The sequence below is a fragment of the Mesorhizobium sp. SARCC-RB16n genome, from assembly GCF_008520305.1.
Lineage (GTDB): Bacteria > Pseudomonadota > Alphaproteobacteria > Rhizobiales > Rhizobiaceae > Mesorhizobium.
Window position 1 is genome coordinate 289,254 of the sequence record NZ_ML703269.1, and the last position, 15,506, is coordinate 304,759.

Below are 15,506 nucleotides of genomic sequence, written 5' to 3' on the forward strand. Positions count from 1 at the left end.
CGACGTCCGGTCGGTGCATCCGTGGCGCTGACTGCTATGTCCGCGTCAGGGTGACCTTTGTCTCCGATCCGGAAACGAGACCTGTGTCAAATCAGCAAGCCTGTAAGTTTTTTTGCAGCGAATGCCGGATTGCGGCTGCTTGATGGTTGACGACACCATTTCGCCCGCTTTTAGGGGGCCGTCAACTCACCAGACATTACAGTCCGTTACACACGCACCTTGACATAGGTACCGGGAGCATCTCCCAAGGTTTTCATATGCTTGCCGGGTTTGCGAGCAGGTACGCGGGTGTTGTCCTTGGCTTCTATCCAGCTTTGCCAGTGTGGCCACCAGGATCCCGGATGGTCGGTGGCAGAGGCTATCCACTGGTCGAAGTCGCCCTTCGGCGGTCCGCCGGTCCAGTACTGATATTTGTTGGATGCGGGCGGATTGACGACGCCCGCGATATGGCCCGATCCCGCCATCACGTATTCGACCGGGCCGCCGAAATATTTCGAGCCGAGGAAGACAGACAGCGCCGGCGCGATGTGATCTTCCCTGGAGGCAAGGTTGTAGATTGGGATAGTGACATCGCCGAGCGAGACCGTGTGGCCCGCAAGTTCCATCGTCCCGCGCGAGAGGTTGTTCTCGAGATAGCAGTTGCGCAGGTAGAACGAATGGTTGGCCGCCGCCATGCGGGTCGAATCGGCGTTCCAGTAAAGCAGGTCGAAGGGCAGGGGATCCTTGCCGCGCATATAGTTGTTGACGACATAGGGCCAGATCAGATCGCCGGAGCGCAGCATGTTAAAAGCGGTCGCCATCTTGGTGCCGTCGAGATAGCCCTTTTCGTTCATCGACTTTTCCACCGCCGCGACCTGTTCCTCGTCGACGAACACTTTCAGGTCGCCGGCATAGGTGAAGTCGACCTGCGTGGTGAAGAAAGTCACCGACTTGATGCGGTCGTCGCCTTCGCGAGCCATCAGCGCCAGTGCCGCCGCCAGCAGCGTGCCGCCGACACAATAGCCGATCGCGTTGACATCCCGCTCGCCGGTGGCCTTCTCGATCGTGTCGAGGCCGTATTGGAGGCCTTCCCTGATATAGGCTTCCCAGTTCTTGGCGCCGTGGCGTTCATCCGGATTGATCCAAGAGATGACGAACACGGTGTGGCCTTGCTCGATCGCCCAGCGGATGAAGGATTTCTGCGGGTTGAGGTCGAGGATATAGAACTTGTTGATCCAGGGCGGGCAGATCAGCAGCGGCCGCTTCAGCACCGTCTCGGTCGCCGCATCGTACTGGATGATCTCGGCGACATCGCTGCGGCCGACCACCTTGCCGGGCGTGGTGGCGATGTTCCTGCCGATCTCGAAGGGCGAATAGTCGGCCTGGCGCAATTTCAGGTCGCCCTTGCCGGCGGCGATGTCCTCGGCCAGCATCTTCATACCGCGCACCAGGTTTTCGCCGTTGGAGGCGACGGTTTCGCGGAACAGTTCGGGATTGGTCAGGATGAAATTGGACGGCGAGATAGCGTTGGATACCTGCTTGACGTAGAAGCTCGCCTTGTGGCGGGTATGCTCGTCCAGGCCTTCGGCGTGGTCGACCAGTTCGGACGCCCAGCGCGAGGTGACGAGATAGGCCTGTTTGAGGAAGTCGAAGAAGGCGTTGCGGCCCCATTCCGGATCCTGGAAGCGCTTGTCGCCGCGCTCCGGCTTGACGGCATCGTCGGGACCTTCGGCATTGGGGCTGACGCGCTGGATGGCGTTGGCCCAAACGGTCATATAGCCGGCGAACAGCCGCGTCTGCGCTTCGAGCGCGCGTTGCGGATCGGCAAGCCAGTATTCGCTGAGCTTGGAGAAGGTCTTGACCATGTCGACGACAGGCTCGGCGACGTGGTCGCGCACCTCACCCTTTTCGCGCGGTTCGGCCCAGGCGGACGCCGCCTTGCCGGCCTGCTCGATCATCCGCGCCATGTTCAGCGCGAAGCGTTCCGGGTCCTTCACCAGATATTGCTCGACCGTCGAAGGTCCGCCATCTTCCGCTTTGCCCGAATCGGGTGTTTTGGACATGGTTCGCGGGGTTCCTCCGGAAGCGTTTTCTTGACATATTAACATGGGACATCCGACAGGGTCCAATCTCGCTTACCCCGGCTGCCAAGGAAACAATATGACGATTAGGTTTGGCGAGACTGTTTTTTTCGGTGCCGGCCACTTTTGCCGCATCGGCGCGGCCATCATGCTCCTGGGCGTGGCCGGATGCTCGAGCACAAATACCGGCGGTCCGGTGCCGATGGCCACCGACGCGGGTCCGAAGGACACGGGCACCTTCCCGAACCTCAACATTCCGCCGCAGGTGGCGGCGAAACAGTTCACCGAGGCCGAGAAGAACGCCAAGCTCGCCCAACTGAAGGCCGACGAGAACGGGCAAGGCGCCAAGCAAGGCGCCAAGGGCGGCGGCGCGGCCGTCGCCAACCAGGCGGCGCTGACCGATCTCGCCAAGAAACACGGTCCGCAGACGCTGAAGCAGATCGAAGGCAAATGCGACCCCGCCCTCGACCCTACCTGCAAATGAGTATATAGCGCGCGCCCAACGCTCCCTTGCTGTCTGGAACTGACATGGAAGAATTTCACAAGGTCCGCCGGCTTCCGCCTTACGTGTTCGAGCAGGTCAACCGGCTCAAGGCCAGCGCCCGTTCGCGCGGTGCCGACATCGTCGACCTCGGCATGGGCAATCCGGACCTGCCGACGCCCAAGGCCATCGTAGACAAATTGTGTGAGGTGGTGCGCGATCCGCGCACGCACCGCTATTCCTCATCGCGCGGCATACCCGGCCTGCGCCGCGCCCAGGCCAACTACTATGCCCGCCGCTTCGGCGTGAAGCTCAACCCCGACACCCAAGTGGTGGCCACGCTTGGCTCGAAGGAAGGCTTCGCCAACATGGCGCAGGCGATCACCGCGCCCGGCGATGTCATCCTGTGCCCCAACCCGACCTATCCGATCCATGCCTTCGGCTTCATCATGTCGGGCGGCGTCATCCGCTCGCTGCAGGTCGAGCCCAATGACGGCTTCATTCCCGCGCTCGAGCGCGGCGTCCGACATTCGATCCCGAAACCGCTGGCGCTGATCCTCAACTATCCGTCGAACCCGACGGCATTGGTCGCCTCGCTCGATTTCTACAAGGACGTGGTGGCCTTCGCCAAGAAGAACGACATCATCATCCTGTCCGACCTTGCCTATTCAGAAATCTATTTCGACGGCAATCCGCCGCCCTCGGTATTGCAGGTGCCGGGCGCCATGGACGTCTGCGTCGAGTTCACCTCGATGTCGAAGACCTTCTCCATGCCCGGCTGGCGCATGGGCTTCGCGGTCGGCAACGAGCGGCTGATCTCGGCGCTGACCCGGGTCAAATCCTATCTCGATTACGGCGCCTTCACGCCGATCCAGGTGGCGGCTGCGCACGCGCTCAATGGCGACGGCGCCGACATCGCCGAGGTGCGCGACATCTATCACAAGCGCCGCGACGTGATGGTCGATGCGTTCGGCCGCGCCGGATGGACCATTCCGGCACCAGCGGCCTCGATGTTCGCCTGGGCGCCAATCCCGGAGCCGTTCCGGCATCTTGGATCCCTCGAATTCTCCAAGCTGCTCATTGAGCACGCCGACGTGGCGGTGGCGCCCGGTGTCGGTTTCGGCGAGCATGGCGACGATTTCGTGCGCGTGGCGCTGGTCGAGAACGAGCACCGGATCCGCCAGGCGGCGCGCAACATCAAGCGGTTCCTGTCGACCAGCGCCAAGCAGCCCAACAACGTGGTGCCGCTTTCCGCCCACCGATAAATACAAATTCGATCTGATTTGAGGGGCGACGCCTTCCATGGCTGAAGCACTGCGTGTTGGAATTGCCGGACTTGGCACGGTCGGTGCATCGGTGGCGCGCGTGTTGCGCGACAAGGCTGCGGAGCTGACCCGCCAATGCGGGCGCGACATCATCGTGTCGGCGGTTTCGGCACGCGACCGCAAACGCGACCGTGGCATCGATCTTGGCGCCGCGAATTGGTTCGACGATCCGGTGAAGATGGCGCAGACCGCCGAGATCGACGTTTTCGTCGAGCTGATCGGTGGCGATGAGGGGCCGGCGCGTGCCTCGGTGAAGGCTGCGCTCGAAGCCGGCCGCCATGTCGTCACCGCCAACAAGGCGCTGCTTGCCAAGCATGGCGTGGCGCTTGCCGAAATCGCCGAGAAGAAGGGCGTGCTGCTCAACTACGAGGCCGCGGTGGCAGGCGGCATCCCGGTGATCAAGACGATGCGCGAAGCGATGGCCGGCAACTCGGTCAACCGTGTGTTCGGCATTCTCAACGGCACCTGCAACTATATCCTGACCCGCATGGAGGCCGAGGGCGTCTCCTTCGACGTCGTGCTGAAGGACGCGCAGCGGCTGGGGTATGCCGAAGCCGATCCGACCTTCGACATCGAGGGCCATGACACCGCGCACAAGCTATCGATCCTGACCAGCCTTGCCTTCGGCACCAGGATTGCCGCCAACGACATCTACATGGAAGGCATTTCCAACATCACCCAGGCCGACATCCGCGCGGCAGGCGATCTCGGCTACCGGATCAAGCTGCTCGGCGTCGCCCAGCGCACCGAAAGCGGCATCGAGCAGCGCGTGCATCCTACCATGGTGCCGACGGCTTCCGTCATCGCCCAGGTGCATGGCGTCACCAATGCGGTGGCAATCGAGACCGATATTTTGGGCGAACTGCTGCTCTCCGGCCCCGGCGCCGGCGGCAATGCCACCGCTTCGGCGGTCATCGGCGACGTGGCCGACATCGCCAAGAGCCGGCCGGGCTTCCAGCATGGTCCCGTCTTCGGCCGACCGGCGAAGGAGCTGAAACCCTACAAGAAGGCGCAGATGCGCAGCCATGCCGGCGGCTACTTCATCCGGCTGACCGTGCATGACCGCATCGGCGTCTTCGCGGCAATCGCCAAGCGCATGGCCGACAACGATATTTCGCTGGAATCGATCGTCCAGCATGCGGTCAACGGCGAGGCGGCGGCGCAGAAGACGGTGATCCTTGTCACCCACGAGACCACCGAGGCCGCCGTGCGCAAGGCCGTTGACGGCATCACCAAGGACGGCCATCTGACCGATAAGCCACAGGTCATCCGCATCGAGCGGGCAGGGTAGCAGGTAGTCCCGTTGCGTTGGGCATAGCCAGCGGTGGCACATTTCGGTTCGGCGAGTACATCCCGCCACCGCCCGGAACGAATTGGCGTCGGCGCCGTTCTCTTGGTCAGCAACCAAGGGAGCCACTTCATGGCCGATACCAACAAATCCGATAGCCCTGACATCGGCGACATCCAGAAGACACTGGAAAAGCAGATCGCCGACCTGCGCAAGGAGATCACCAAGATCAACAAGAGCATTTCGGCTCGTAGCGCGGAAATGCTCGACGATGCCAGCGAACAGGCATCGGATTTCTACGATACAGCCGCTTCCCGTGCCTCGCGGACAGCGCAGCAGTTGCGCAGCCAGGCCCAGGCGGTTTCGGAAGTCGCGCGAGAAAATCCGGGCACGACGACCGCCGTGGTTGGCGTGATCGGCCTGCTCGGCTTTCTGGCCGGGATTGCCGTCGGCCAGTCGATGAACGACACGTCGCGCCGCTGGTATTGATCGCACCGACACCCGAGCCGGCGTTGCCGGCTCGTTTCCCATTTCAGGAAATCATTTGAAGGAGGGCACCATGGCTTCGTCCGTGTTGATAGGTATCCTGATCACATTTCTGGTCATCATTCTCGTTCTCTATCTGGTGCAGCGACTGCCGCTCGACGCCAGGATGAGACAGATCGTGCAGATCATCGTCATCATCATCGGCATTATTTCGCTGCTTAAATACCTCGCGGTTTTCTAGACCGCGAAGGACGGTAATTGCCCGTTTCCTGCCGGCCCGGTTCGTCTCTGACCGGGCCGGCATTGTTTCAAGAACGTGGTTCAATCGATTGATATTGCTATCCTTTCGATAAAACTCCCAGCAGGTCTTGCCGTTGTCATGCTCGTTTGACAAAACAAGCGCGCCTCCGGCGGGAGGCGACGTCAAACGAGGATTTGCCGAAATGAATGTGGCCCAGAACATCGTCGCCGGCCTTGACCGGATACTCACCATGGAACTGGTGCGCGTCACCGAACGGGCTGCCGTCGCGGCCGCCCGGCTGCGCGGCCGCGGCGACGAGAAGGCTGCCGATCAGGTCGCCGTCGATGCCATGCGCGAGGAGCTCAACCGCCTCGCCATCCAGGGCACGGTGGTGATCGGCGAGGGCGAGCGGGACGAGGCGCCCATGCTCTATATCGGCGAGGAGGTCGGTACCGGCAAAGGCCCGGCGGTCGATATCGCGCTTGATCCGCTCGAAGGCACGACGATTTGCGCCAAGAACCTGCCGAACGCGCTCGCCGTGATCGCGATCGCCGAGAAGGGCAGCCTGCTGTTCGCGCCCGACGTCTACATGGACAAGATCGCGGTCGGTCCGGGTTACGTCGAAGGCGTCATCGATATCGATGCCTCGCCGGCCGACAACATCGCCAGCCTCGCCCGGGCGAAGGGCGTCGCTGTGTCCGACATCACGGCCTGCATCCTCGACCGGCCGCGTCACGCCAAGCTGATCGACGCCGTGCGCGCCACGGGTGCCGCGATCCGGCTGATCGGCGACGGCGATGTCGCCGGCGTCATTCACACCACCGACCCGGAAGAAACCGGCATCGACATCTATCTCGGCACCGGCGGCGCGCCGGAAGGCGTTCTGGCCGCGGCCGCGCTGCGCTGCACTGGCGGCCAGATGCAGGGCAGGCTGATCCTCGATACGCCGGAGAAGATCGCACGCGCGGCAAAAATGGGGATTGCCGATCCGAAGCGGGTTTATCGGGCCGAGGACATGGCGCGCGGCGACGTGCTGTTCGCGGCCACCGGCGTCACCGACGGCAACATGCTGGCGGGCGTCAAGTTCGGCCGTACCTATATAACCACGCACACGATCGTCTTGCGCTCCTCATCGCGGACCGTGCGGGAGATCAAGGCCCGGCATCAGGATCCGGATAAGTTCTAAAGCCTGCTTGCGAAGCCGCACCGCAGTTGTTAGCCATCTGGCTGCATCTGAACCTGGCCGCGCAAGGACTAATGATGAAGGCGTTCGACTGGCACGCGGATCCGATTTCGCGTGCCACTCCTGTCACGAAATCCTTTCGCAATACCCAGAACGTGCGCCGCTTTCTCACCCGCGAATGCGGCGACACGTTCAGGTTCGATCGATCCTTCATGGCCTGGCTCAAGGACGGTCGGGAAAAGACAATGGGAGATGCAGCCGACGAGTGGATCCAGCGCCAGGCTGAAAAGTGGAAAGCGTAGTTCTTCTTGAATTCTTCTGCGATGCCTACTGCCGCGAGCCGCTTGGCTTTGCCCGGCTTTGACCCTAAAGCGCGTCGCGTTAACGCGACGCGCTTTAGGGCGTTGTTTGTGCATGCCGTAATCCCAAAACCGCTGCGCACTTTTGGGCGACATGCATTATCCTGCCGCCAACCATGAGTTGGCAAAGCGCATGATGGGCGAAAGGCGCCTCTTCCTCGATGTCAGGCAGTCGGCAACCGGTCTCTCCTGGCAGCACCGGCTGACCGAACGGCAGGACATGATCGCGCTTGCCATCGCGCAAGGTCATGGCGTGCCCGACATCGTCGCGCGCGTTCTTGCCGGACGCGGCGTTGCCGCCGATGATACCGAGCGATTTCTCGACCCGACGATCCGCGACCTGTTGCCGAATCCGGCGTCGCTGACCGACATGGACAAGGCTGCGGCCCGCATCGCGGCAGCGGTGATGGCCAGGGAAAAGGTGGCGATCTTCGGCGACTACGATGTCGACGGTGCCGCTTCGTCCGCCTTGCTCAAACGGTTCCTGACGCATTTCTCGGTACCTTCGGAAATTTACATCCCTGATCGCATCTTCGAAGGGTACGGTCCCAATCCGGACGCGATGCGCGAACTCGTCTCGCGCGGCGCGACGCTGATCGTTACCGTGGATTGCGGCACCAACAGTGCTGTTTCCGTCGATGCGGCCAATGAGGCCGGCGCCGACGTCGTGGTGCTCGACCATCATCAGGTTGGCGGCGCTTTGCCGGCGGCAATTGCCATCGTCAATCCAAACCGTGACGACGATCTTTCCGGGCAGGGCCACCTCTGTGCCGCCGGCGTGGTCTTCCTTGCGCTGGTACAAACCGCGAAGGTGCTGCGCGCGATGACCGACGCCACGCCGCCGGACCTGCTTTCGTTGCTCGATCTCGTGGCGCTTGCCACCGTCTGCGACGTGGTGCCGCTCACCGGCGTCAATCGCGCTTTCGTCGTCAAGGGCCTGCAGGTGGCGCGGCAGCAGAAGAATGAAGGGATGGCTGCCCTTGCGCGGGTGTCACGCATCGGCGAGCCGATCGGTACCTTCCATCTCGCCTATCTGATCGGCCCGCGCATCAATGCGGGCGGGCGCATCGGCGATGCGGCGCTCGGCAGCCGCTTGCTTGCAACGGACGATCCGGTCGAGGCGCTGACCATCGCCGAGACGCTCGACCGGTTGAACCAGGAACGGCAGCTGATGGAGCAGGAGATGCTCGCCGCCGCACGCGCCGAGGCCGATGCCGAGCTCGCGGGCGGCAGCGGCCCGGCGATCGTCGTCACCGCCAGCAACAACTGGCATCCCGGCATTGTCGGCCTGCTTGCCTCACGATTGAAGGATCATGCGCGCCGGCCGGCCTTTGCCATCGCCTTCAACGCTCTGGGCATCGGTACCGGTTCGGGCCGTTCGGTGTCGGGTTTCGATCTTGGCCGGCTGGTACGCGAAGCCGCCAATGCCGGGCTCATCGTCAAGGGCGGCGGCCATGGCATGGCGGCCGGCATCACCGTGGAGCGGGCAAGGCTGGGCGAGCTCAGGGCCTTCTTCGAGGAGCGGGCGGCCGCCGACGTTTTCCGGTTGCAGGATGAGGAAAGCCTGGCGATCGATGGCGCGCTTGCCGCGGAGGGCGCGACGCTCGGCCTGCTCGATGCGCTGGAAAAGGCGGGGCCCTTCGGCGCCGGCCATGTCGCGCCGGTTTTCGTACTGCCGCGCCATCGGCTGGTCGATATCAGGCCGGTCGGCACCAACCATATTCGCGCCGACTTGCAGTCGGAGAGCGGCGGCCGCATCCAGGCGATCGCCTTTCGCGCCGTTGACACGGTGCTTGGCGAATTCCTGTTCAAGAACCGTGGCAAGACGGTGCATGTCGCCGGCTCGCTGTCGGGCAATTACTGGAACGGCAGCCGCACGGTGCAGTTTCGCATGATCGACGCTGCGCGGGCGTAGCCGCGCCAGAAACCGCGCAATTCACCCGGCGGGTGCATAACGCAGCAGCGTCACGCCCTGGGCTAGGCTCTGCGTGCCGACCGGTTTCAGCGTCAGCGACAGGCCGGATTGGAAGTATGGCTTGCCGCCACCCAACACCACAGGATGCATGTAGAGCCGGTATTCGTCGATGAGACCGGCTCGTGCCAGAGAGGCCGCAAGATCGGCGCCGCCTAGAATGACAAGGCCATCGGCCTGCGCCTTGAGAGACCTTACCGTGTTCTCGGCATCGCCACTCCCCAGCCGGGCATTGAGCCCGACTTGTTGAAGCGTGGTCGAGAAGACGATCTTCGGCGTTTCGCGCCATGCGCGGGCAAAATCCCGCTCGACCTCGGTGGCGCCGGTCTCGCGCTCAGGGCTGTCCCAGAAGCGCATAGTTTCGTACATGCGCCGTCCGGCCAGCACGGCGGAGGCCTGTCTCATCATGTCGTTGAAATGCTGGTGCAGCTCCGCCTCGGGCACCGGCAAGCCGATGTCCTCGTCCGATCGGGCGATATAGCCGTCCAACGACGTCAGCATGGAATAGACAATCCTGGCCATCGGCACCTCCGCTTTGATTGGCGCAGATCACCATAACCAATTGCATTTTGCAATCAGTTTGTGCCGAAGCGAATAGAACTTGGTGAGATTATCTAGGCGAGAACCGTCTGCAGCCGCGTCAGTTCACCGATCTGCGCCATCGTCGCCTGATAGCCGAGTTGGATCGCCTCGTCGGCGCGGTGGAATTCGGTGAGGCCGATATGGCTGAGCTTGGGCTGCAGCGACATGTCGGGCGGATCGCCGGCAAGTCTCGCCCGTGAAATGCGGTCCTGGATGATGTTGAAGGCTTCGACCATCACGCCGGTGATGCCCAGACGCGTCTGGTGCGATTGGTGTTGGGCGTCGACCTGGCCGGGCCTTGGCGCATCTTTTTCGATAAGCAGTTCGCCGGCACTGTGTTTGATCACTGCGGCGCGGCCGAACAGGTCGTAGTGGAGGTTGACCGCCACGACGAGCGGCTGCTCGTAGGCGCGGCAGACGGAAACGGGCACCGGATTGACCAGCGCTCCATCGACCAGCACGCGGCCGTTGCAATCGACCGGCTCGAACACGCCGGGTAGAGCATAGGACGCGCGCATGGCCGTGATCAGCGAGCCGCTCGACAGCCAGATCTCGTGGCCGGTACGGATTTCCGATGCGACGCAGACGAATGGTTTGGGCAGATCGTCGAAGCGGATACCGGCCACGTGCTCGCGCAGGCGCGCATCCAGTTTCATGCCGCCGAAGAGGCCGCTGCCGCGCAGGTTGAGATCGAGCAGGCCGAAGATGCGCCGCCTGGTGAGGCTGCGCGCGAACTCTTCCAGCTCATCCAGTTTGCCGGCGAGATAACAGCCGCCGACCAAGGCGCCGATCGAGGTGCCGGCGATCATGGAAACTTCGATGCCGGCCTCATCGAGCGCGCGCAGCACGCCGATATGGGCCCAGCCTCTGGCGCAACCGCCGCCGAGCGCGAGTGATATGCCTGTCTTCCTGGGAGATTTTGTTTCGGATGCGCCGCCGGCCGAGGACAGGCCGTTGGCCTCCCTGACATCTGGTCTGTTACGCAATGACGCCCATTCGAGCATCATGATCTCCCTTGTCCCGAGGCTAATATACGGACTGGCCGTATCGAAATGATGAATCTATGTGGTCGGTGTGAGGCAGAAGGTTCAAGCTGATGGCTTTCGATACGTGTTTTCCGCATCGAACAGCGGCTTGCTGCCGTCGTCGGCAAGCGTCCCCTTGCCGTCAATCAGCCCCACCGTCCGATAAAAGCATGAACGTCGGCCAGTGTGACAAGTTGCGTCGTGGCCCAACACTTTGACGCGCAACCATATGGCGTCCTGGTCACAATCCGTGAGCATCTCGACGACATGCTGGAAATTGCCCGAGGTTTGGCCCTTCTTCCAGAGCGTGTTGCGCGAGCGCGACCAGTAGTGGGCGATACCTGTCTCCAGCGTCAGCGCCAGCGCCTGCGCATTCATATGCGCGACCATCAGCAGCATGCCGTCGGCGGCGTCGGTGACAACGACGGTGACGAGACCGGCTGCATCGAAGCGCGGCGAGAACACCGTGCCTTCCTCCAGCGTCTTCTTGTCTGACGGAGCTTTCGGGAATTCCAGTGCCGACATTGCCGGTCTATTTTCCTGTTGACCGCGCGTCGGCAAGGGGCTTACGCCCCGCCGCCGCGCACCATGGTGACAAAACGAACCTGCTCCTCGGGCGTATCCTTGAAGACGCCGGTGAAGGTGGAGGTCAGCGTGGTGGAACCTTGCTTGCGGATACCCCGCATCGCCATGCACATGTGCTCGGCCTCGATCATCACGGCAACACCGCGCGGGTTGAGCACGTCCTGAATGACCCCAGCAATCTGGGCAGTCAGGGCTTCCTGCGTCTGCAGGCGATGGGCAAAGATATCGACGACGCGCGCGATCTTGGACAGGCCGACGACCTTGCCGTCGGGCAGATAGCCGACATGCGCCTTGCCGATGATCGGCACCATGTGGTGCTCGCAATGCGAGTGGAACGTGATGTCCTTGACGATGACAAGGTCATCGTAGCCGGCGACCTCTTCGAAGGTACGGCCAAGCTCCTCGGCCGGGCACATATCGTAGCCGCCGAACATTTCACGGAACGCCTTGGCCACGCGCTTGGGTGTATCGATCAAACCCTCGCGATCCGGATTGTCGCCGGTCCAGCGCAGCAAGGTGCGCACGGCGGCCTCGACTTCAGCCTCGCTCGGGCGGTCGGTGACCGGCTTTTCCATGTAGGCGGACTGGGGCATGAGTTTCTTGATGACGGCATCCATAAAGGCGTCTCCCGTAGTCCCTCTCTGAGGAGGAACGAGTTGAACGGACCACGACCTTTCGGTGTCGGAAACTCGCCCCGTTTCCAGCCCCGTAAGCGGCGTGAACTCCCCGGCAAGGACAGTGGCGGTCGCCGCCTTGTCGATACCGGACTGCCAGCATTATATATGGTCGTGCCGAGCGATTGAAAGACGCAACAACGGCAATCGCTGTTCGCTTGGCGGCGACGGATTGGAAAATAATGATCAACGACGTCTACAACGCGAAAATTCTCGGTTTTGCCGGAAACATCGCCCGCATCGGCCGGCTCGATCATCCCGACGCGACCGCGAAGGCGCATTCCAAGCTGTGCGGCTCGACCGTTACCGTCGACCTCAAGATGGAGGACGACGTGGTCACCGACTTCGCCCACGACGTGAAAGCCTGCGCGCTCGGCCAGGCATCGTCTTCGATCATGGCGCAACATGTCATTGGCGCCAGCGCCGAGGAATTGCGCGCGGTGCGCGAGACCATGCTGAAGATGCTGAAGGAGAACGGCGCGCCGCCGGAGGGCCGCTTCGCCGACCTCAGCTATCTGGAGCCGGTGCGTGACTACAAGGCGCGCCATGCGTCGACCATGCTGACGTTCGACGCAGTGGTCGATGCCATCGGCCAGATCGAAAAGAAGCCGCCGACGAAGCGGCCTAGCGCCCGCCCGAATCGCGCCTGTTTTCGGCGAATTCGCTTCTGAGCCAATCGGCGAACGCCGCGGCTGGCTCTGACAAATCGCTCAAACTCCTGGCCACCAGCCAATAGGCGCCGGACGCGACGTCGATGTCGAACGGCTTGACCAGTGCCCCGGTTGCCAGTTCTTCACCAATCTGCAGGAGATCGCCTAGCGCCACGCCGTGCCCAAGCAGCGCGGCCTGCTTCGAGAGCGAGGCGTCCGCAAGCATCGGGCCGCGCGCGGGCACGGCATGGGCGGGCACGCCCAGCCGCCTCGAACCACCGCGCCCAACCCTGGCGGTTTTCCTCGTGCAAAAGCGTGAAGCGAGCAAGGTCGGCCGGCTTCTCGAGGGCCAGGCCCGATGAAAGCAGTGCCGGCGACAGAACCGGCGAATCGACTGTCGAGGCCAGCCGCTCGGCCTCGCTCCGGAGCCATGACGTCGCGCTCGAACTGAAACGCAAGGCAAGTTCGGGCTGGTCGCCGCGGAACTCGATCAGCCTTGGGTCGACTTCGAGGGAGACGTCGATGTCGGGCCGCAACTGCCGGAACCGGTTGAGCCTTGGCACCAGCCAAACGGCTGCAAGCGACGGTTCGACGCTGACGCGAACCACGGACTGGGCCGGAGTGGCGACCAGATCGCCGAGCAGACGATCGATTGCATCGAAACTCCTGACCAATTGAGCAAGCAGCCGGCGGCCCGCATCGGTCAGTTCGACGCGGCGATGGTGTCGTTCGAAAAGCGGTTGGCGCAGGAAGGTCTCGAGCTCGCGGATCTGCCGGCTGATCGCCGCCTGCGAGACGAAAAGCTCCTCGGCGGCCTTGCTGAAGCTCAAATGCCGGCCAGCCGCCTCGAAGCTCCTCAATGCCGTCAAGGGCAGGCGTCCACGCTTCATTTCGCATAACCCAGGATTATCCGAAGCGGAAATTATATTCGTTTGAAGGCGAAGGCCAGCGGCGGTCTAGTCGCGTCAAAGGAGACACGACCATGGTCCAGTTCCTGAACATTCTCGGCGATGTCATGCGGATCGCGACGTTTCAATGGCGTGACGAAAGGCGCGATGCGCGGCACCACGAAGAGTGGGCTCACCCTGGCCGGTGGGCACCTCCGACCGACCGGCAGCCATTCCGCCGTTACCGCCCGTGACGGCAGGGCGAGCGGGATTGCGTTCTTCGGTGGAAGCTCACATCTATCATCTTGGAAACGCGGAGATCGCAGTGGGCGACCAGAACGGGCATGCGCATACGGCGCCGAGGCGCGGCCGCAACTGGCCCGGCCCGTGGCGTAAGACGCCCGGACGCCTGCTCGGCACGTCGCTCGTGCGACTTTACCAGCTGACGCTGTCCGGTTTTGTCGGCAATTCCTGCCGGCATCTGCCGACCTGTTCGGAATACGCGCATGAGGCGATCGCCCGTCATGGCCTTTGGGCCGGTGGCTGGATGGGCTTGTTCCGTGTGCTGCGCTGCGGCCCATTCGGCACGCACGGCGTTGATCTCGTGCCGGAGGTGCTGGCGCCCCGCTACGCCTGGTACATGCCATGGCGGTACTGGCGGATCGGCCGTAAGCGCGGCGAAGCGCAGGGATGAGGGGGCTGGTCACGCCGCGCCGGCCGCGCCGGTTTACGATCCGGTAGGGTTAACGCAAGCCTGCACAACAACTGCGCATTTGAGACAAAATCGAGACAAGACACCTCGCTAAGCCGCTCGCGAACCCCCTTCTGGAGCGAGCAGAAAATGCGCAATGTCGATCGTCTTCCCTTTATCATGGCTGGTGTCCTGTTCCTGCTCGCCTGGCTGCTGGGATTTCCGATGCGCGCGCAGTCCGCGCCGCTCGGGGATGTGCAGTGCACGCTGATCGCCGATGCTGTAACCGGCAAAACGCTTTACCAGGACGGTACCTGCGACCGGCGCTTCAGCCCGGCATCAACGTTCAAGGTGCCGCTTTCGCTGATCGGCTACGACGCAGGCATCCTCACCGATGAACACACCCCGGCATGGGACTACAGGACCGAGTTCAACGCGGTGAAGCGCGACCAGAAAACCGTCGATCCGACGATCTGGGAACGCGATTCCATCATCTGGTTCTCACGCGAGATCACCCGCAGGCTCGGCCGTGAGAAATTTGCCGGCTATGTATCCAAGTTCAAGTACGGCAACAGCGACGTTTCCGGCAATCCCGGCAAGGATGACGGGCTTACCCGCTCCTGGGTCAACTCCTCGCTCGAGATCACGCCGGTCGAACAGGTTGCCTTCCTGCGGCAACTGCTCGCCGGCACGATGCCGGTGTCGGCCAAGGCGCATGAAATGACATGGGCCGTCATACCCAGCTTCAAGGCCGGCGATTGGGCCGTCCAGGGGAAGACCGGCAGCACCAAGCTCGGCGAGGGCGGCAAGGACAAGCGCTCGCTCGGCTGGTTTGTCGGCTGGGCGCGGAAAGACGGCCGCCAGATCGTGTTCGCCCGGCTCGTCGTCGATACGAAGCGGACCGACATGCCGAAAGGGTTGGCGACGCGGGCCGCGTTCCTGAAAGACCTGCCGCGGCTGATTAAGTGAGCCGGGCTTTACGGCGGCGGCATCTGCCCATAAAAGACTGCCGCCGCC

At 62.9% G+C, this 15,506-nt stretch carries 17 protein-coding genes and 1 pseudogene; 12 read left to right on the top strand and 6 right to left on the bottom strand.

Features of this window, described 5'->3' with window-relative positions; translation table 11 throughout:
• Positions 1-206: 206 nt before the first annotated feature.
• On the bottom strand, positions 207-2,042 hold the full coding sequence (gene phaC, locus C7I87_RS18090) for a class I poly(R)-hydroxyalkanoic acid synthase (RefSeq protein ID WP_149905472.1): 1,836 nt from the start codon (positions 2,040-2,042) through the stop codon (positions 207-209).
• A gap of 97 nt (positions 2,043-2,139) precedes the next feature.
• Between phaC and C7I87_RS18095 the strand changes: the two genes are divergently transcribed.
• The 8 genes from C7I87_RS18095 (at position 2,140) to recJ (ending at position 9,338) form a co-directional block, all read left to right on the top strand.
• Complete coding sequence (locus C7I87_RS18095) at positions 2,140-2,544, top strand: hypothetical protein (RefSeq protein ID WP_149905473.1); 405 nt, start codon at positions 2,140-2,142, stop codon at positions 2,542-2,544.
• A gap of 44 nt (positions 2,545-2,588) precedes the next feature.
• A complete protein-coding gene (locus C7I87_RS18100) occupies positions 2,589-3,806 on the top strand; it encodes an LL-diaminopimelate aminotransferase (protein ID WP_149905474.1) in 1,218 nt (405 codons plus the stop codon).
• A gap of 37 nt (positions 3,807-3,843) precedes the next feature.
• On the top strand, positions 3,844-5,157 hold the full coding sequence (locus tag C7I87_RS18105; protein WP_149905475.1) for a homoserine dehydrogenase: 1,314 nt from the start codon (positions 3,844-3,846) through the stop codon (positions 5,155-5,157).
• 129 nt (positions 5,158-5,286) lie between these two features.
• Positions 5,287-5,643 (top strand): hypothetical protein, encoded by a 357-nt coding sequence (locus C7I87_RS18110; protein ID WP_149905476.1) that lies wholly within the window; start codon positions 5,287-5,289, stop codon positions 5,641-5,643.
• 70 nt (positions 5,644-5,713) lie between these two features.
• A complete protein-coding gene (locus C7I87_RS18115; RefSeq protein WP_081295122.1) occupies positions 5,714-5,881 on the top strand; it encodes a Thivi_2564 family membrane protein in 168 nt (55 codons plus the stop codon).
• 202 nt (positions 5,882-6,083) lie between these two features.
• Complete coding sequence (gene glpX, locus C7I87_RS18120) at positions 6,084-7,067, top strand: class II fructose-bisphosphatase (protein ID WP_149905477.1); 984 nt, start codon at positions 6,084-6,086, stop codon at positions 7,065-7,067.
• A gap of 74 nt (positions 7,068-7,141) precedes the next feature.
• Positions 7,142-7,366: a DUF6434 domain-containing protein gene (locus C7I87_RS18125; protein WP_149905478.1), complete on the top strand. Its 225-nt coding sequence runs from the start codon at positions 7,142-7,144 to the stop codon at positions 7,364-7,366.
• A gap of 190 nt (positions 7,367-7,556) precedes the next feature.
• Positions 7,557-9,338: a single-stranded-DNA-specific exonuclease RecJ gene (gene recJ, locus C7I87_RS18130; protein WP_149905529.1), complete on the top strand. Its 1,782-nt coding sequence runs from the start codon at positions 7,557-7,559 to the stop codon at positions 9,336-9,338.
• Positions 9,339-9,359: 21 nt separating this feature from the next.
• On the opposite strand, the gene C7I87_RS18135 is transcribed toward recJ, so the two are convergent.
• The 4 genes from C7I87_RS18135 to folE all read right to left on the bottom strand — a co-directional run bounded on the left by C7I87_RS18135 (position 9,360) and on the right by folE (position 12,204).
• Positions 9,360-9,917: a dihydrofolate reductase family protein gene (locus C7I87_RS18135; RefSeq protein WP_149905479.1), complete on the bottom strand. Its 558-nt coding sequence runs from the start codon at positions 9,915-9,917 to the stop codon at positions 9,360-9,362.
• A gap of 92 nt (positions 9,918-10,009) precedes the next feature.
• Positions 10,010-10,984: a patatin family protein gene (locus tag C7I87_RS18140; protein ID WP_373424743.1), complete on the bottom strand. Its 975-nt coding sequence runs from the start codon at positions 10,982-10,984 to the stop codon at positions 10,010-10,012.
• 81 nt (positions 10,985-11,065) lie between these two features.
• Positions 11,066-11,527, bottom strand: a complete 462-nt coding sequence (hisI, locus tag C7I87_RS18145) for a phosphoribosyl-AMP cyclohydrolase (RefSeq protein ID WP_149905481.1) — start codon at positions 11,525-11,527, stop codon at positions 11,066-11,068.
• Between the two features lie 41 nt (positions 11,528-11,568).
• Complete coding sequence (folE, locus tag C7I87_RS18150) at positions 11,569-12,204, bottom strand: GTP cyclohydrolase I FolE (RefSeq protein WP_149905482.1); 636 nt, start codon at positions 12,202-12,204, stop codon at positions 11,569-11,571.
• Between the two features lie 239 nt (positions 12,205-12,443).
• Between folE and C7I87_RS18155 the strand changes: the two genes are divergently transcribed.
• Positions 12,444-12,932, top strand: a complete 489-nt coding sequence (locus tag C7I87_RS18155; RefSeq protein ID WP_246696301.1) for an iron-sulfur cluster assembly scaffold protein — start codon at positions 12,444-12,446, stop codon at positions 12,930-12,932.
• Here C7I87_RS18155 and C7I87_RS18160 read toward each other — a convergent pair.
• Positions 12,886-13,801, bottom strand: a pseudogene (locus C7I87_RS18160) (LysR substrate-binding domain-containing protein). The gene C7I87_RS18155 and the pseudogene C7I87_RS18160 sit on opposite strands and share 47 nt — an antisense overlap.
• A 92-nt stretch (positions 13,802-13,893) precedes the next feature.
• On the opposite strand from C7I87_RS18160, the gene C7I87_RS35280 reads away from it, so the two are divergent.
• The 3 genes from C7I87_RS35280 (at position 13,894) to blaOXA (ending at position 15,458) form a co-directional block, all read left to right on the top strand.
• Positions 13,894-14,052 carry a hypothetical protein gene (locus tag C7I87_RS35280; RefSeq protein WP_188393891.1) on the top strand — a complete coding sequence of 53 codons (159 nt, stop codon included), beginning with the start codon at positions 13,894-13,896 and terminating at the stop codon, positions 14,050-14,052.
• A gap of 71 nt (positions 14,053-14,123) precedes the next feature.
• On the top strand, positions 14,124-14,492 hold the full coding sequence (gene yidD, locus C7I87_RS18165) for a membrane protein insertion efficiency factor YidD (protein ID WP_149905530.1): 369 nt from the start codon (positions 14,124-14,126) through the stop codon (positions 14,490-14,492).
• Between the two features lie 147 nt (positions 14,493-14,639).
• Positions 14,640-15,458 carry a class D beta-lactamase gene (blaOXA, locus tag C7I87_RS18170; protein ID WP_149905483.1) on the top strand — a complete coding sequence of 273 codons (819 nt, stop codon included), beginning with the start codon at positions 14,640-14,642 and terminating at the stop codon, positions 15,456-15,458.
• Positions 15,459-15,506 lie beyond the last annotated feature (48 nt).